The organism is Pseudomonas sp. PA-5-4B (assembly GCF_021606215.1).
Taxonomy (GTDB): domain Bacteria; phylum Pseudomonadota; class Gammaproteobacteria; order Pseudomonadales; family Pseudomonadaceae; genus Aquipseudomonas; species Aquipseudomonas edaphica.
This window is the reverse complement of sequence record NZ_WKDB01000048.1, coordinates 37245-53424: the sequence shown is the minus strand read 5'-3', so window position 1 is coordinate 53424 and position 16180 is coordinate 37245. Positions and strand designations below refer to the sequence as shown.

Genomic DNA, 16180 nt, shown 5'->3' with positions numbered 1-16180 from the left:
CCCTTGCCCGCCCTCGACGAAATCGATCGCCAACTGATCGCCGCCTTGCAGATCAACGCCCGCGAAAGCGTAGCCATGCTTGCCCGGCAGTTGGGGATTGCGCGCACCACGGTGACGTCGCGCCTGGCGCGCCTGGAGAAAACCCAGGTGATTACCGGTTATGGCGTGCGCCTCGGGCAGCGTGTGGTCGACGGGGGTTTGCAGGCGTATGTCGGCATCACCGTTCAAGCGCGCTCGGGCAAGGAAGTGCTGCGCCGGTTGAGCGCCATGGCGCAGGTGCAGCAATTGTGTGCGGTGAGTGGCGAGTTTGATTACGTGGCCTGGCTGCGCACTGATTCGCCGGAACAGCTGGACCAGTTGCTGGACCAGATCGGCAGCGTCGAGGGCGTGGAAAAAACCACCACGTCGATCATCCTCAGTAACAAATTGGACCGCGGTCAGCCAGTTTGACCAGCCACTTCGTCATTCTGACTAAAAACAATTCAATCCGACGACACATTGCGTCTTAATAACGAACGCTACGCTCCCTAAACTGGCTGCCATCTTTTCCTATACTCAACGGGCCGAATCCCGCCGAGTCGTCAGTAAGGTCAGCCATGAGCATTCCGTCCAGCACCATCAGCAAGACCAATCGCCATCCCGCCGACGGTAAAAAACCTATCACCATCTTTGGCCCGGATTTTCCGTTTGCCTTTGATGACTGGATCGAACACCCGGCTGGCCTGGGCAGTATTCCCGCGGCCAACCATGGCGCGGAAGTGGCGATTGTGGGAGCCGGGATCGCAGGGCTGGTGGCTGCTTACGAGCTGATGAAGCTGGGCCTCAAGCCGGTGGTATACGAGGCCTCGAAGATGGGCGGGCGTTTGCGCTCCCAGGCCTTTGAAGGCGCCGAAGGCATCATCGCCGAGCTGGGCGGCATGCGTTTTCCGGTGTCATCCACCGCGTTCTACCACTATGTGGACAAGCTGGGCCTGGAGACCAAACCCTTTCCCAACCCGCTGACACCGGCTTCCGGCAGCACAGTGGTCGACCTCGAAGGCCAGACCCACTACGCACAAAAACTCTCGGACCTGCCGGTGCTGTTCCAGGAAGTTGCCGATGCCTGGGCGGATGCGCTGGAGGCCGGCTCGCAGTTCGGTGATATCCAGCAAGCCATTCGCGATCGCGACGTGCCACGCCTCAAGGCGCTGTGGAACAAGCTGGTACCGCTGTGGGACGACCGCACCTTCTATGACTTCGTCGCCACGTCCAAGGCGTTCGCCAAACTGTCGTTCGCGCACCGCGAAGTGTTTGGCCAAGTGGGTTTCGGCACTGGCGGCTGGGACTCGGATTTCCCCAACTCGATGCTGGAAATCTTCCGCGTGGTGATGACCAACTGCGACGATCACCAACACCTGGTGGTTGGCGGCGTAGCGCAAGTGCCCATGGGCATCTGGCGCCATGTGCCGGAGCGTTGCGCCCATTGGCCCGCCGGCACCAGCCTCAGCTCTTTGCATCGCGGCGCGCCACGGGCAGGGGTAAAACGCATTGCCCACGCTGCCGATGGCCGCTTTGCGGTCACCGACAACTACGGTGACACCCGCGAATACGCCGCCGTGCTGACTACCTGTCAAAGCTGGCTGCTGACCACCCAGATCGAATGCGACGAAACCCTGTTCTCGCAAAAAATGTGGATGGCTCTGGACCGCACACGCTACATGCAATCGTCGAAAACCTTCGTGATGGTCGACCGCCCGTTCTGGAAAGACAAGGACCCGGAGACCGGCCGCGACCTGATGAGCATGACCCTCACCGATCGCCTCACCCGTGGCACCTATCTGTTCGACAACGGTGACGACAAGCCAGGCGTGATTTGCCTGTCGTACTCGTGGATGAGCGACGCGCTGAAAATGCTCCCGCAACCCATCGACAAGCGCGTGAAACTGGCGCTCGACGCGCTGAAAAAGATCTACCCGAAAGTCGATATCAAGGCGCGCATCATCGGCGACCCGATCACCGTGTCCTGGGAAGCCGACCCGCATTTCCTCGGCGCCTTCAAAGGCGCGTTGCCCGGCCACTATCGCTACAACCAGCGCATGTATGCGCACTTTATGCAGAAGGACATGCCCGCCGAACAGCGTGGGATTTTTATCGCCGGTGACGACGTATCCTGGACGCCTGCTTGGGTCGAGGGCGCGGTGCAAACCTCGCTGAATGCGGTATGGGGCATCATGACCCACTTCGGCGGCAGCACTCACCCCGAAAACCCGGGCCCAGGTGATGTCTTTGACGAAATCGGCCCGATCGCCCTGGCCGATTAAGGAGTTGAGCATGCGTGTCGCCCTGTACCAATGCCCACCGCTGCCGCTGGATGTGGCCGGCAACCTCAAGCGCCTGCATCAATTGGCGCATGAGGCGACCGGTGCCGACGTGCTGGTGCTGCCGGAGATGTTCCTCAGCGGCTACAACATTGGCGCGGAAGCGGTGGGCGCACTCGCCGAAGCCCAGGATGGGCCGTCGGCTCAGGCGATTGCCGAGCTGGCCAAAAGCGCCGGACTGGCCATTCTCTACGGTTACCCGGAGCGGGCTGAGGACGGGCAGATCTACAACGCCGTGCAGTTGATCGATGCCCACGGCCAGCGCCTGTGCAACTATCGCAAGACTCATCTGTTTGGCGACCTGGACCACTCGATGTTCAGCGCCGGGGAAGATGATTTCCCACTGGTGGAGCTTAACGGCTGGAAGCTCGGGTTTCTGATCTGCTACGACCTGGAGTTCCCGGAAAACACCCGCCGCCTGGCCCTGGCCGGCGCCGAGGTGATCCTGGTGCCGACGGCCAATATGGTGCCGTTCGACTTTGTTGCCGACGTGACCGTGCGGGCGCGGGCCTTTGAAAACCAGTGCTATGTGGCCTACGCCAACTACTGCGGGCACGAAGGCGAGATTCAGTACTGCGGGCAAAGCAGTATTGCTGCGCCCAATGGCCAGCGAATCGCCCAGGCGGGGCTGGATGAATCGTTGATCGTCGGTACGCTGGATCGCCAGTCGATCCTGGATGCCCGCGCGGCCAATCACTACCTGCAAGACCGTCGCCCAGAGTTGTACGGCGCGCTGCACAAGCCCTGAGCCAGACGGTTTGTTAGCATAGGCACATCCTACGTTTCGGAAGTGCCCATGCCTGCGCCGGCCCACCCTCATCACCTTGACTTGACCCTGGCCAACGGCCTGCGGGTTTCCTTGCGCCATGCGCCACGCTTGAAGCGTTGCGCCGCGATGTTGCGCGTGGCCGCCGGCAGCCATGACGTGCCACTCGCGTGGCCGGGCTTGGCGCATTTTCTTGAGCATTTGCTGTTTCTCGGCACTGCGCGTTTTCCCACAAGCGAAGGCTTGATGGCCTACGTGCAGCGCCAGGGTGGGCAGGTCAACGCCAGCACCCGCGAGCGCACCACGGACTTTTTCTTTGAATTGCCGGTGCCAACCTTTGCCGATGGGCTGGAGCGGCTGGCGGATATGCTCACCCATCCGCGCCTGACGATTGAAGACCAACTGCGTGAGCGCGAAGTGCTGCAAGCGGAGTTTGTGGCCTGGTCCCAGGATGCCAAGGCGCAGCAGCAGGTTGCGCTGCTGGAAGGCTTGGCGGCGGACCATCCGCTGCGCGGTTTTCATGCCGGTAATCGGGATAGCCTGCCGGTTGAGCGTGAGGCGTTTCAGCAGGCATTGAAGGAATTCCATACCAGGTTCTATCAGAGCGGGCAGATGACATTAAACCTTGCCGGCCCGCAACCATTGGAAGAACTGCAAGCGTTGGCCCAGCGTTTCAGCGACGAATTGGCCACTGGCCCTCAGCACCCACAGGCTGCGCCGCCTGCGCTGATGCTCGGCCACGCCCAGGGCTTTCAATACATCGCCGATAACCACCTGCACCATGTCATCACCTGTGACGCGCCCCGCCAAGCCCTGGCGTTTCTCTGCACCTGGCTCAATGCTACGGCGCCGGGTGGTTTACTGGCTGAGCTGAAAGCGCGAAAACTGGCCAATGCCATGCAGGCGACCGTGCTTTATGCGTTTGCCGGGCAAGCCGTATTGGATATCGACTTTGCCCTCGATACTCAAGACGATTCGGCTACGCAAATCGAAGCGTTGCTGCACGACTGGCTGAGCTTTTTCGCACACAGCGATTGGACACCTTTACGCGAAGAGTTCGCCTTGCTGAACGCTCGCCAGCAACAGACCCAAAGTGCCTTGGCATGGGTGCGAAACGAAAGTGAAGACCTGTCGGAACAGGGCGTCGTCGCACTCAAAAAACTGCTGGATTCACTGCACCTCAAACCAGCCCGACAGGCTTGGCAGTTGCCGCCGAACAACCCATTCCTGCGCCCGCCCACCAAAGAACAACGCGCCGGGCTGATCCGCGGCCAGACCAGCGCCCATCGTGGTTTGCGCACCTTCGCCCAAGACCGCTCCCGGGGCCGTCGGGAGGTGTCGGCGCTGACATTCAGCCAGGCATTGGCGGATGATACCGATGAAGGCGCGCTGTATCTGCAATGGCAGTTTGATAACGCCGCGCCCGTGGGGTTGGAAAATACATTACAGCCATTGCGCGAGAATGCCCGGCAGGCCGGAGTTGAGTTGTCTTTCGAAACGATCGGCAATGATTTCCTGGTGAAAATGGTCGGTCTTCATCAGCCCATGCCGGCTGTTCTGGACGTATTGGCGCAAAGCTTAAGCCTGCCACAAGACGCCGCACCCGCCGCGACACCGATGATCGCCATCCGAGAGTTGCTCAAGGCGCTGCCCGTTTGCTGCACCGACACTCACTCCGGGCCAGCTTCATGGGCGACGGCTCGATGGCATGGGCTCGGCTTTGGATTGCCGGCCGCTTGTGAAGCCGCGATCAAAATCGCCGCAGCGCGGCTGCCTGGGCAGGCGGCAAGCATTGAACACACGCCGCCAACCCTCGACGGCCGGAAGCTCTGGCACACGATAAAAACAGACTCCAATGAAGCCGCTTTACTGCTGTTTTGCCCAGCACCGACGTCAGCCTTGGCCGACGAAGCCGCCTGGCGACTGCTTGGGCATCTGCTGCACGGGCCGTTTTACCAGCGCCTGCGGGTTGATCTGCAAATCGGCTACGCGGTCTTCAGCGGCATCCGACAGGTCAACGGGCAAACCGGGCTGCTGTTTGGTGTGCAGTCCCCCAGCGTTTCACTGAGCGGGATCGTCGATCACCTGCAGACCTTTCTGAAGCAATTACCGTCGTTAATCGACAGCAGCCCAGACCTGGGCAACCAGACCCTGGCGCAGCAATTCAGTGCCCAGCAACTGCCGCTCAACCAAGCCGCCGAACTGCTGTGGCAGGCTTACTTGGCGGGCCATCCGTCGGGTTACCTGGACCTGCTACAACAGTTGATACAAAACCGCACACGCGAGGATCTGCAGCGCGCCGCCCAGCAACTCAACGATGCCTCAGGCGGCTGGCGCTGTGTGGCCAACGGCCCGCGCATCAACGACGCCTGGCAACCGGCAGGCTGATCATTGCCAACCCTGCAACAGGCTTTTTCCGTCAAGACAGCGCTAACTTGAAAAGAATTGCGTAATATTCATACGCAATATCTGAACATCTCCAATAGGAGGTGGACTATATGTATTACTTGGTAGTGAACGTCCCATCCCTTGGTAGGAGTATGAATATGACCTGGTCCAAACCCGCTTACACTGATCTGCGTATCGGTTTCGAAGTCACCATGTACTTCGCCAGCCGTTGATTGGCTGAGTAATACAACGCCTCGGTTCGCCCGGGGCGTTTTTGTTTTGAGCTTTGCGTGATGGAGCAATCATGTTTGTCCAGATTCTAGGTTCCGCCGCCGGCGGTGGCTTCCCGCAGTGGAACTGCAACTGCGTGAACTGCGCAGGCTTTCGCGACGGCAGCCTGCGCGCCCAGGCGCGTACCCAGTCGTCCATCGCGATCTCCGACGATGGCGTGAACTGGGTGCTGTGCAATGCTTCGCCGGATATCCGTGCGCAACTGCAAGGCTTTGCGCCGATGCAACCCGGCCGCGCGCTGCGCGATACCGGCATCAGCGCAATTATCCTGATGGACAGCCAGATCGACCACACCACCGGCCTGTTGAGCTTGCGCGAAGGTTGCCCGCATCAGGTGTGGTGCACTGACATGGTCCATGAAGACCTGAGCACCGGTTTCCCGCTGTTCACCATGTTGACCCACTGGAACGGCGGCCTGGCTTGGAACCGTATCGAGTTGGACGCCAGCTTCACGATCCCGGCCTGCCCGAATTTGCGCTTCACCCCGCTGCCCTTGCGTAGCGCCGCGCCGCCCTACTCGCCGCACCGCTTTGACCCGCACCCAGGCGATAACATCGGCCTGATCGTCGAGGACCTGCGCACCGGCGGCAAGCTGTTCTATGCGCCGGGCCTGGGCAAAGTCGACGCGCCGCTGCTGGAAATCATGGCGGGCAGCGACTGCCTGTTGGTGGACGGCACGATGTGGGACGACGATGAAATGCAGCGCCGCGGCGTCGGTACGCGCACCGGCCGCGAGATGGGCCACCTGGCGCAGAACGGCCCTGGCGGCATGCTCGAAGTACTGGAGCAGCTACCCAAGCAGCGCAAGGTGCTTATCCACATCAACAACACCAACCCGATCCTCGACGAAGACTCCCCCGAGCGCGCCGAGCTGGTGCGGCGCAATGTCGAAGTGGCTTACGACGGCATGAGCATTGAATTGTAGGAGCAGACGAAGTGACTGACACACCGTTGACCACCGCCGAGTTCGAAGCCGCCCTGCGGGCCAAAGGCGCCTTCTACCATATCCATCACCCGTACCACGTGGCGATGTATGAAGGCCGCGCCACCCGCGAGCAGATCCAGGGCTGGGTCGCCAACCGTTTCTACTATCAGGTGAACATCCCGCTCAAAGACGCCGCGATCCTGGCCAACTGCCCGGACCGCGAGATCCGCCGTGAGTGGATCCAGCGTCTGCTCGACCACGACGGCGCGCCCGGTGAAGACGGCGGTATTGAAGCCTGGCTGCGCCTGGGCCAGGCCGTCGGCCTCGACCCCGACCAGTTGCGCTCCCAGGAGCTGGTACTGCCCGGCGTACGGTTTGCGGTGGATGCCTATGTCAACTTTGCCCGCCGCGCCAGCTGGCAGGAAGCTGCCAGCAGCTCGCTGACCGAACTGTTCGCGCCGCAGATCCACCAGTCGCGCCTCGACAGCTGGCCGCAGCACTACCCGTGGATCGACCCGGCCGGTTACGAGTATTTCCGCACCCGCCTGGGCCAGGCCCGTCGCGACGTAGAGCATGGTTTGGCGATCACGCTGCAGCACTACACCACCCGCGAAGGCCAGGAACGCATGCTGGAAATCCTGCAGTTCAAACTCGACATCCTGTGGAGCATGCTGGATGCCATGAGCATGGCCTACGAACTTAAACGCCCGCCGTATCACAGCGTGACCGAGCAGCGGGTCTGGCATAAAGGGATCACCCTATGAGCTTTGATCGCAGCAGAACACCGACCTGGCGCCAGGGCTATCGCTACCAGTACGAGCCAGCGCAAAAAGGCCACGTGTTGCTCTACCCCGAAGGCATGATCAAGCTCAACGACAGCGCCGCCTTGATCGGCGGGCTGATCGACGGCGAGCGCGACGTGGCCGCCATCATCGCCGAGCTGGATAAACAATTCCCGGGCGTGCCTGAACTCGGTCAAGACATCGAGGATTTCATGGAGGTCGCCCGTGCTGAGCACTGGATCGAACTTGCCTGAAAAGCCACCGATCGGCCTGCCACTGTGGCTGCTCGCCGAGCTGACTTATCGCTGCCCGTTGCAGTGCCCGTATTGCTCCAACCCGCTGGATTTTGCCGAGCAGGGTAAAGAGCTGAGCACTGAGCAGTGGATCAAGGTGTTTCGCGAAGCGCGGGAAATGGGCGCCGCGCAACTGGGGTTTTCCGGCGGTGAACCGCTGGTGCGCCAGGACCTTGCCGAACTGATCGCCGAGGCGCGCAAGCTGGGTTTCTACACTAACCTGATCACCTCGGGCATCGGTCTCACCGAGCAGAAGATCAGCGACTTCAAGAAGGCGGGCCTGGACCACATCCAGATCAGCTTCCAGGCCAGCGATGAACAGGTGAACAACCTGCTCGCCGGCTCGAAAAAAGCCTTCGCGCAAAAGCTGGAAATGGCCCGCGCGGTGAAGGCCCACGGCTATCCGATGGTGCTGAATTTCGTTACCCATCGGCACAATATCGACAAGATCGACCGCATTATCGAGCTGTGCATCGCACTGGAGGCAGATTTCGTCGAGCTTGCCACCTGCCAGTTCTACGGCTGGGCGCAACTCAACCGTGTGGGCTTGCTGCCGACCCAGGAACAACTGGTACGCGCCGAACGCATCACCAACGAATACCGCGCCAAGCTCGAAGCCGAAGGCCACCCGTGCAAGCTGATATTCGTGACGCCGGATTACTACGAAGAACGCCCAAAAGCCTGCATGAACGGCTGGGGCAGCATCTTTCTGACAGTGACGCCGGACGGCACCGCCCTGCCTTGCCACGGCGCCCGACAGATGCCGGTGCAATTTCCCAATGTGCGCGACCACAGCATGCAGCACATCTGGTACGACTCGTTTGGCTTCAACCGCTTTCGCGGCTACGACTGGATGCCCGAGCCGTGCCGTTCATGCGATGAAAAGGAAAAGGACTTCGGCGGCTGCCGTTGCCAGGCGTTCATGCTCACGGGCGATGCGAGCAATGCCGACCCGGTGTGCAGCAAGTCCGAGCAGCACGGCATCATCCTCAAGGCGCGGGAAGAAGCCGAGCATGCCACCCAGACCATCGAGCAGTTGGCCTTTCGCAACGAGCGCAATTCACGGCTCATCGCAAAAGGCTGACGGCCTCAGCGCTTGGCGATGATGTACACCGCGTGGATGATACCGGGGAAGTAACCGCACAGGGTCAGCAGGATGTTCAGCCAGAACGCCCCGCCGAAACCCACTTGCAGGAACACACCCAGTGGCGGCAGCAGAATGGCGATGATGATACGAATAATGTCCATGGGTCAGCTCCAAAAAATCGGCTCGTGTGAGCCGTGTAGCTAATCGACCTTGGGTGTTCGTGAGGGTTCAGTGGAATCTGGCATTGGGCCATCTTCAGGCCAGAATCTCCAGGCCGTGTTTCTGTACGATGCTCAGTAACTTGAGCGCCATGCCGCTGGGTTGTTTTTCGCCGGACTCCCACTTTTTCACGGTGGAGGCGCTGGTGTTGAGGTAGCGAGCGAAAACGGGCTGACTGACATGACTGCTTTCACGCAGCTGCTTGATCTGCTCGGCCGGAATTTGTTCAGGGACGGCCGATAAGCACGCTTCGTCATATTCTCGGAGGGTGGTTTTGCTGATTGCTCCAATTGAATGAAGTGCTACGGCAGATTTATGAATCGACTCCAGCGCTTCACTTTCATATTTTTTGATCATGATGAATCTCCACAAACTCCCTTAAATCCAGTAATTGCTGGACTTGTGTGTCGTTTAAGCTTTCATAAGTTTTTGCCATCGCCCGAAACCAAATCAAATCTTTTTGACTGATAAAGCCATTGTTTTCACGGATGCTCAATCAACGTTTTCAATCCAAAAATTTCACGAACAAAAAAACGCCCCCAGCCAAAAGAATCAGGCTGGAGGCGCCGCGTATGCCGCGAGACGGTTCAGGAATAAGAGGTTAAACGGCGATGCCCTTGCGACATTGCAGTTGGGCGGTACGCACGCGGGAGAACGCGCGCGCCAGGCGCAGGAGCATTTCGTCGATGTGGCTTTTGCTGATGTTCAAGGCTGGAGTAAAACGCAAACAGTCGGGTTTCGGCGCGGTCAGGAGCAAGTGTTCGTGCAATGCAGCCTTTACCACCGCATCCGCAGAATCATCTGACAGCGTCAGGCCCCACAGGAGTCCGTTGCCGCGTAGTTGCCCATGGCCGTATCGATAGGCCAGCCGGGCAAGGCCTTCTCCCAGGTACAGGCCGGATTCGCGTACCTGTTCAAGAAAACCGCTTTCCAACACGACGTCGAGTACGGCTGTACCGGCAGACGCCATCAAAGCATTGCCGTGATGCGTACCCTCCAGTTCCCCCGCTTCGAAACAACAAGCCTTGCCGCGCGCCAGCAACGCCGCCAACGGCACACCGCCGCCCAAGCCTTTGCCGAGGGTGATGATGTCGGCACGCACGCCGTACTGTTGTTCAGCCAGCAGGCTGCCGCAACGGCCAATGCCGGTTTGCACTTCATCCAAGATCAGCAGGATCCCCAGTTCGCGGCACAGGCGCTCGACCCCCTTCAAATAGTGCTCGGTAGCAGGAATAACGCCAGCTTCACTCTGGATCGGCTCCAACATGATGGCAACCGTTTGGGCATCGACGGCGGCGTGCAGCGCCGGCAAGTCGTTGAAGGGCACATGACTGAAACCCGGCAGTTGCGGCTCAAAACGGTTGCCGCCGGCACTCGCCGAGGCTGCCAGTGCCGCAAAGCTTCGCCCATGACAGCCGCCGCTGGCGCTGATAATGCGATAGGCACCACCGCGATACAGCTGGCCCCATTTACGCGCCAGTTTGATCGCGGCTTCACAGGCTTCCGAGCCGCTGTTGAGCAGGTAACCCTGGTCGCTGCCGGTGTGATCGCACAGCCGATCGACGAGGTTCAGTTGGGCGCGGTTGTGCAGGCCGTTGCCAGGGTTGATCAGCATATGAGTCTGATCGGCCAGGGCTTTGATCAATACCTGCGGGCTATGACCGAGGCTGTTGGCGGCGCTGCCCTGGCTGAAATCCAGATAGGCGCGCTCGTCGCTGTCCCAGAGCCAGGAGCCCTGGCCACGCACAAACACCTGCGCGGGCCTTGCCACAGTCGGCATCAGGGATTTACTGAAGCCGTCATGGCGCGCGTTCACGATCAAATCGTCCAGGCTCGGCGCAGGGCGACGAAACAGATTCACAGCTCACCCCCAATAGCAACCGGGCCTTGGTCGACGCCCCGTACAAACACACCCTTGAGGTTTTTTGCCTTGCCTATGTAAATGCTATCAACATAAACGCTGTTCATTGCCCGATCCGGCCCTGTAAGCCCTGCGAATAGGCGCTAGACTAGGCGTCCGAGGGGCCATCGGCCATTTCGATTTTCCAGCTTTTTCGATAAGTAAGTCTTATGGATTTCAAGCAACTGCGTTATTTCGTCGCGGTGTATGAGGAAGGCCACGTGGGCCGTGCCGCCGAGCGTTTGTCGATCTCGCAACCGGCCTTGTCGCAACAGATTCGCCAGCTGGAGCAGAACCTGGATGTCAGCCTGTTCGAGCGCAGCAGCAAGCGCCTGTTGCCGACACTGGCGGCACACACCTTGTACAACCACGCCTTGCCGCTGATCGACGGCATGCAGCAAGCCGTCGAGGCCTTGCGCAACTTCAAGGGCCAGGCGATGCGCACCTTGGCCATTGGCGTGCTGCAAACCGTGCACACCAGCCTGGTCCCGCAGATGCTCGAGCGCGTGCGCAAAGCCCAACCGCATCTGGTGGTGCAGATCTATGAGTTGACCGGGATTGAAATTGAGCGGCGTTTGCTCAACGGTTCGCTGGATATCGGCATCAGCTACTTGCCTCCCCGTCAGCCGGGGTTAACCGGCGTGTTGCTGTACGAAGATGAACTGAAGGTCGTCATCCCCGAAGACCACCCATTGCGGGAATTCAAGAAAGTCTCGCTGAAACAGGCGGCGGAGTTGCCGATGCTGCTGTTGGGGGAAGAGTTTCAGGTGCGCCAGATCTGGCAAGGCCAGTTATCCAATTTAGGACGACGGCCACAAGTGCAGGCGGAGTTGAATACGATGGCAGGGATTCTCGATAGCCTGCCTCATACCCAGCTCGCCACCGTATTGCCGGGGCGCTCCCAGGATGAACACAACAGCAAGGCACTGCTGTGGAAGCCCTTGAGTGAACCCAAGGTGCCGCTGAAAGTGGGGTTGGTGTGCCGCGATGTGCAGCGCCAACAAGCGACGGTGGCGTTATTGCGCACCCTGCTCGAAGACGTAATGAATGCCCCACAGGCAGGCGCCTGACTTTTTCGCGGGCAAAAGAAAACCCCGCCGAAGCGGGGCTTTGCAGACTGTTTCCCTGACATCCATTTCACTCCGCCATCCTGGCAGAATCCTACGTGTCCGTGTTGTTGCTTTGCGCTTCCTGCGCGACGTCCATGTGAAGTAGATTATCCGTGGATCCAATTTGGCGATAGAGGACGAATAGCAGCACGTCATGTAAGAGAATGCTTACACGCCCTCCAAGCCCTTAGAACAGTGCTTCATCCAGCAAAAACAATGATTCACTACCGGCTTTTACCGACGCACTCAGTGAATGAATGCGCGGCAGCAGGCGGGCAAAGTAGAAGCGCGCGGTACCCAGCTTGCTGGCGTAGAAGTCTTCTTCAGCCTCTTTGCCCAGCGCGGCCTTGGCCATGCGCGCCCACATATAGGCATAGGCCATGTAGCCAAAGGCGTGCAGGTACTCAACCGAAGCCGCGCCGATTTCATTCGGGTTGGTCTTGGCGCGGTCCAGCACCCAGGCGGTCAACTCATCCAGGTTATCCACGGCAGCGCTGAGCGGTTGGGTGAACTCGCTCAACTCGGCGCCTGAAGCCGCGATGAACTGGCGGATCTCGTCAGCGAACAAGGTGTAGAACGCCCCGCCACTGCCAACGATCTTGCGCCCCATCAAGTCCAGCGCTTGAATGCCGTTGGTGCCTTCGTAGATCTGCGTGATGCGCACATCCCGCACCAACTGCTCCTGGCCCCACTCGCGGATGTAGCCGTGGCCGCCAAAGATCTGCTGGCCGAGCACGGTGGTTTCCAGGCCAAGGTCGCTGAGGAAGGCCTTGGCAACAGGTGTCAGCAGCGCCACCAGGTTGTCGGCACGTTCGCGAGCGGCGGCATCTTCACTGAACTTGGCGATGTCCAATTGCGTGGCCACATAGGTGGAGAACGCACGACCGCCTTCGTTCGAGGCTTTCATGGTCAGCAACATGCGGCGCACATCCGGGTGCACGATGATCGGGTCGGCCACTTTGTCCTTGGCCTGGGCGCCGGTCGGCGAGCGGCTTTGCAGACGGTCGCGCGCGTATTCAATCGCGTTTTGATAAGAGCGCTCACCCGACGCCAGGCCCTGGATACCCACACCCAAACGCTCGTAGTTCATCATGGTGAACATCGCCGCCAACCCACGGTTCGGCTCGCCCACCAGGTAACCCACGGCTGCATCGAAGTTCATCACGCAGGTCGCGGATGCCTGGATGCCCATCTTGTGTTCGATGGAGCCGCAGCTCACCGGGTTGCGCGCGCCCAGGCTGCCGTCGGCATTGACCATGAACTTCGGCACCAGAAACAGCGAAATGCCCTTTGGCCCGGCCGGTGCATCCGGCAGTTTGGCCAGCACCAGGTGGATGATGTTGTCGGTGAGGTCATGCTCGCCGCCGGTGATAAAGATCTTGGTGCCACTGATGGTGTAGGACCCGTCCGCCTGAGGCTCAGCCTTGGTGCGGATAATGCCCAGGTCAGTCCCGGCGTGCGCTTCCGTCAGGCACATGGAACCTGCCCACTCACCCGAATACATTTTCGGCAGGTAGGTAGCCTTGAGCGCTTCGCTGGCGTGGGTGTTGATGGAGACGCAGGCGCCGGAGGTCAGCATCGGGTAAAGGCCAAACGCCAGGCTCGATGAGTTGATCATCTCTTCAACCTGCGCCGAGACGGCCTTGGGCATGCCCATGCCGCCGAAGATCGGGTCGCCGCCGACGCCCACCCAGCCACCTTCGGCGTAGGTCTTATAAGCCTGTGGGAAACCATCCGGCGTGCTGACGGCAGTGTCCGCCCAACGGCAACCTTGCTCGTCGCCATTACGGCTGAGCGGCGCGATGGATTTGGCCGTGACCTTGCCGGCTTCTTCAAGGATCGCCTCAACGGTTTCGGCATCTACGGTGTCTGCCAATGCCGGCAATTGGGCCCAGGTGTTGGCGACCTCAAAAACTTCGTTGAGGACGAAGCGCATATCACGCAGCGGCGCTTTGTAATCAGCCATGGCAAACCTCGTGAGAACAGGAAAAGTGATTCGATAGGATCGGTTTTACAGGCTTCGAGTGTAACCGAACAACATTTGAGACACATAGGGTCCGTTAGTGACCATTAGGTATTTAATGGTCACATCACGAATCCAATATGGACTTCTGTGGGAGCTGGCTTGCCTGCGATGCGGGCACCTCGGTTTATCAGTTACACCGAGTTGATGCCATCGCAGGCAAGCCAGCCCCACATTTTGACCGCAGTGAATCAATCGCGCCTAAAGCGCAAACAACTGCGCAGGCAAGCTCATCAAGCACTCACTGCCCGCCTCCACAGCGGCGCGGTGCGTTGCAGTACGCGGCAACAAGCGCTTGAAGTAGAAATCGCAGGTGGCCAATTTGGCTTGGGCGAACGCTGCGTCGTCATGCGACTGGGCCGCAATGGCCATGCGCAACCACAGGTACGCCAGAATGATGTAACCGCTGTACATCAAGTAATCCACCGCCGCCGCGCCCACTTCATCCGGGTTTTTCATGGCCGCCATGCCGACCTTCATCGTCAGCTCGCCCCATTGCTGGTTCAGTTGGTTGAGCTGCTCAACATGGGCCTTGAGCTGCGGGTGCTCGGCATTCGCTGCGCAGAACTTATGCACAAGTTTGGTAAACCCGCGCAGCAACTTGCCCTGGCTGCCCAGGACCTTACGGCCCAGCAAGTCGAGCGCCTGGATGCCATTAGTGCCTTCATAGATCGGCGCAATCCGCGCATCACGCGCCAGTTGCTCCATGCCCCATTCGCGAATGTAGCCATGGCCGCCGAACACCTGCATACCGTGGTTGGTCACCTCCAGCCCGGTTTCGGTCATAAAGGCTTTGCAGATAGGCGTGAGGAACGCCAACAGGTCTTCGGCCTCCTGGCGTTGGGCGGCGTCACTGCTCAAGTGCGCGGTGTCGAGCAGTTGGGCAGTGAAGTAGGTCAGCGCCCGATTGCCTTCGTTGAAGGCCTTCATGGTCAGCAACATGCGCCGCACGTCGGCGTGCACGATGATCGGGTCGGCGGCTTTATCCGGGGCCTTGGCGCCGGTCAACGCGCGCATTTGCAGGCGGTCGTTGGCGTATTTGATCGCGCCCTGGAAACTCGCCTCACCATTGCACAAACCCTGCATGCCAGTGCCCAGGCGCGCGTGGTTCATCATGGTGAACATGCAATTGAGGCCTTTGTTCGCCTCGCCAATCAAAAAGCCCTTGGCGCCGTCGAAGTTCAGCACGCAGGTGGCCGAGGCCTTGATGCCCATCTTGTGCTCGATGGAACCACAGTGCACCGCATTGCGCTCGCCTGAATCGGCGTGGAACTTGGGCACGATAAACAACGAGATACCTTTGGTGCCCGCCGGTGCGTCCGGCAGTTTGGCCAGCACCAAGTGAATGATATTGGCACTCATGTCGTGCTCGCCGGCCGAGATAAAGATCTTGCTGCCGGTGACCGCGTAACTGCCGTCCGCCTGGGGCACGGCGCGGGTCTTGATCAAACCCAGGTCAGTGCCACAGTGGGCTTCGGTGAGGCACATGGTGCCGGTCCATTCGCCGGCGGTGAGTTTGGTCAGGTAGGTGGCTTTCTGTTCTTCAGTGCCGTGGGCGTGAATCGCCGACATTGCACCGTGGGTGAGACCCGGGTACATGCCCCAGGAGGTGTTGCTGGAGCCGATCATTTCGCTGAGCACCAGGCCCAGGGACAGCGGCAAGCCCTGGCCACCGTAGACCGGGTCCGCCGCCACGCCATGCCAGCCGCCTTCCACGTAGTGGGCGAAAGCTTCCTTGAAGCCCTTGGGCGTGGTGACCACGCCATTGTCGAAGTGGCAGCCTTCTTCATCGCCACTGCGATTGAGCGGCGACAGCACGTTTTCGCAGAATTTGGCGCCTTCTTCGAGAATCGCGCTGACCATATCCGGGCTCGCGTCGGTGGCGCCCAAGGCGGCGTAGTGGCCGTGAAAATCAAACACGTTGTCGATCAGAAAGCGCATGTCGCGCAGGGGAGCTTTGTACTCAGGCATGGCAATGTCTCCGGCAGCAGATACTTTCAACCTACTGCCGGTCATCGCCTCGAACAATCACTGTAGAAC

Annotated in this window: 16 protein-coding genes; 10 read left to right on the top strand and 6 right to left on the bottom strand. The window is 59.9% G+C overall.

Annotation, left to right across the window (positions count from 1 at the left end; all coding sequences use genetic code 11):
- Nucleotides 1–3 precede the first annotated feature (3 nt).
- The 9 genes from GIW28_RS21580 (at nucleotide 4) to pqqE (ending at nucleotide 8886) form a co-directional block, all read left to right on the top strand.
- Nucleotides 4–450, top strand: coding sequence for an Lrp/AsnC family transcriptional regulator (locus GIW28_RS21580; RefSeq protein WP_058420501.1), 447 nt, complete (start codon nucleotides 4–6; stop codon nucleotides 448–450).
- Nucleotides 451–617: 167 nt separating this feature from the next.
- Entirely contained in the window at nucleotides 618–2300 is a 1683-nt protein-coding gene (locus tag GIW28_RS21575; RefSeq protein WP_065929487.1) for a flavin monoamine oxidase family protein, read from the top strand.
- Between the two features lie 10 nt (nucleotides 2301–2310).
- Nucleotides 2311–3105: a carbon-nitrogen hydrolase family protein gene (locus tag GIW28_RS21570; protein WP_017138045.1), complete on the top strand. Its 795-nt coding sequence runs from the start codon at nucleotides 2311–2313 to the stop codon at nucleotides 3103–3105.
- Nucleotides 3106–3153: 48 nt separating this feature from the next.
- Nucleotides 3154–5511, top strand: coding sequence for a pyrroloquinoline quinone biosynthesis protein PqqF (pqqF, locus tag GIW28_RS21565; protein ID WP_236447856.1), 2358 nt, complete (start codon nucleotides 3154–3156; stop codon nucleotides 5509–5511).
- A 158-nt stretch (nucleotides 5512–5669) separates the two neighbouring features.
- Nucleotides 5670–5744 (top strand): pyrroloquinoline quinone precursor peptide PqqA, encoded by a 75-nt coding sequence (gene pqqA / locus GIW28_RS21560; RefSeq protein ID WP_003194766.1) that lies wholly within the window; start codon nucleotides 5670–5672, stop codon nucleotides 5742–5744.
- Between the two features lie 71 nt (nucleotides 5745–5815).
- Nucleotides 5816–6727, top strand: a complete 912-nt coding sequence (pqqB, locus tag GIW28_RS21555) for a pyrroloquinoline quinone biosynthesis protein PqqB (RefSeq protein WP_010207003.1) — start codon at nucleotides 5816–5818, stop codon at nucleotides 6725–6727.
- 11 nt (nucleotides 6728–6738) lie between these two features.
- Entirely contained in the window at nucleotides 6739–7491 is a 753-nt protein-coding gene (gene pqqC / locus GIW28_RS21550; protein ID WP_017138042.1) for a pyrroloquinoline-quinone synthase PqqC, read from the top strand.
- Entirely contained in the window at nucleotides 7488–7763 is a 276-nt protein-coding gene (gene pqqD, locus GIW28_RS21545) for a pyrroloquinoline quinone biosynthesis peptide chaperone PqqD (protein ID WP_017138041.1), read from the top strand. Before pqqC ends, pqqD begins: the two co-directional genes overlap by 4 nt.
- A complete protein-coding gene (gene pqqE / locus GIW28_RS21540) occupies nucleotides 7756–8886 on the top strand; it encodes a pyrroloquinoline quinone biosynthesis protein PqqE (protein ID WP_017138040.1) in 1131 nt (376 codons plus the stop codon). The genes pqqD and pqqE overlap by 8 nt, the downstream gene beginning before the upstream one ends.
- Before the next feature lie 5 nt (nucleotides 8887–8891).
- Here pqqE and GIW28_RS21535 read toward each other — a convergent pair whose 3' ends face one another.
- The 4 genes from GIW28_RS21535 to GIW28_RS21520 form a co-directional block, all read right to left on the bottom strand.
- Nucleotides 8892–9050: a YqaE/Pmp3 family membrane protein gene (locus GIW28_RS21535; protein WP_003194776.1), complete on the bottom strand. Its 159-nt coding sequence runs from the start codon at nucleotides 9048–9050 to the stop codon at nucleotides 8892–8894.
- A gap of 94 nt (nucleotides 9051–9144) precedes the next feature.
- Complete coding sequence (locus GIW28_RS21530) at nucleotides 9145–9465, bottom strand: helix-turn-helix domain-containing protein (protein WP_017138039.1); 321 nt, start codon at nucleotides 9463–9465, stop codon at nucleotides 9145–9147.
- Nucleotides 9449–9604: a hypothetical protein gene (locus GIW28_RS21525; protein WP_157786506.1), complete on the bottom strand. Its 156-nt coding sequence runs from the start codon at nucleotides 9602–9604 to the stop codon at nucleotides 9449–9451. Before GIW28_RS21525 ends, GIW28_RS21530 begins: the two co-directional genes overlap by 17 nt.
- 105 nt (nucleotides 9605–9709) lie before the next feature.
- Nucleotides 9710–10969, bottom strand: a complete 1260-nt coding sequence (locus GIW28_RS21520) for an aspartate aminotransferase family protein (protein ID WP_236448185.1) — start codon at nucleotides 10967–10969, stop codon at nucleotides 9710–9712.
- Between the two features lie 209 nt (nucleotides 10970–11178).
- Between GIW28_RS21520 and GIW28_RS21515 the strand changes: the two genes are divergently transcribed.
- Nucleotides 11179–12078, top strand: coding sequence for a LysR family transcriptional regulator (locus GIW28_RS21515; RefSeq protein ID WP_236448186.1), 900 nt, complete (start codon nucleotides 11179–11181; stop codon nucleotides 12076–12078).
- A 226-nt stretch (nucleotides 12079–12304) separates the two neighbouring features.
- Here GIW28_RS21515 and GIW28_RS21510 read toward each other — a convergent pair whose 3' ends face one another.
- Entirely contained in the window at nucleotides 12305–14083 is a 1779-nt protein-coding gene (locus GIW28_RS21510; RefSeq protein ID WP_169987495.1) for an acyl-CoA dehydrogenase C-terminal domain-containing protein, read from the bottom strand.
- Nucleotides 14084–14341: 258 nt separating this feature from the next.
- Complete coding sequence (locus tag GIW28_RS21505) at nucleotides 14342–16111, bottom strand: acyl-CoA dehydrogenase C-terminal domain-containing protein (RefSeq protein WP_236446044.1); 1770 nt, start codon at nucleotides 16109–16111, stop codon at nucleotides 14342–14344.
- Nucleotides 16112–16180: the final 69 nt, after the last annotated feature.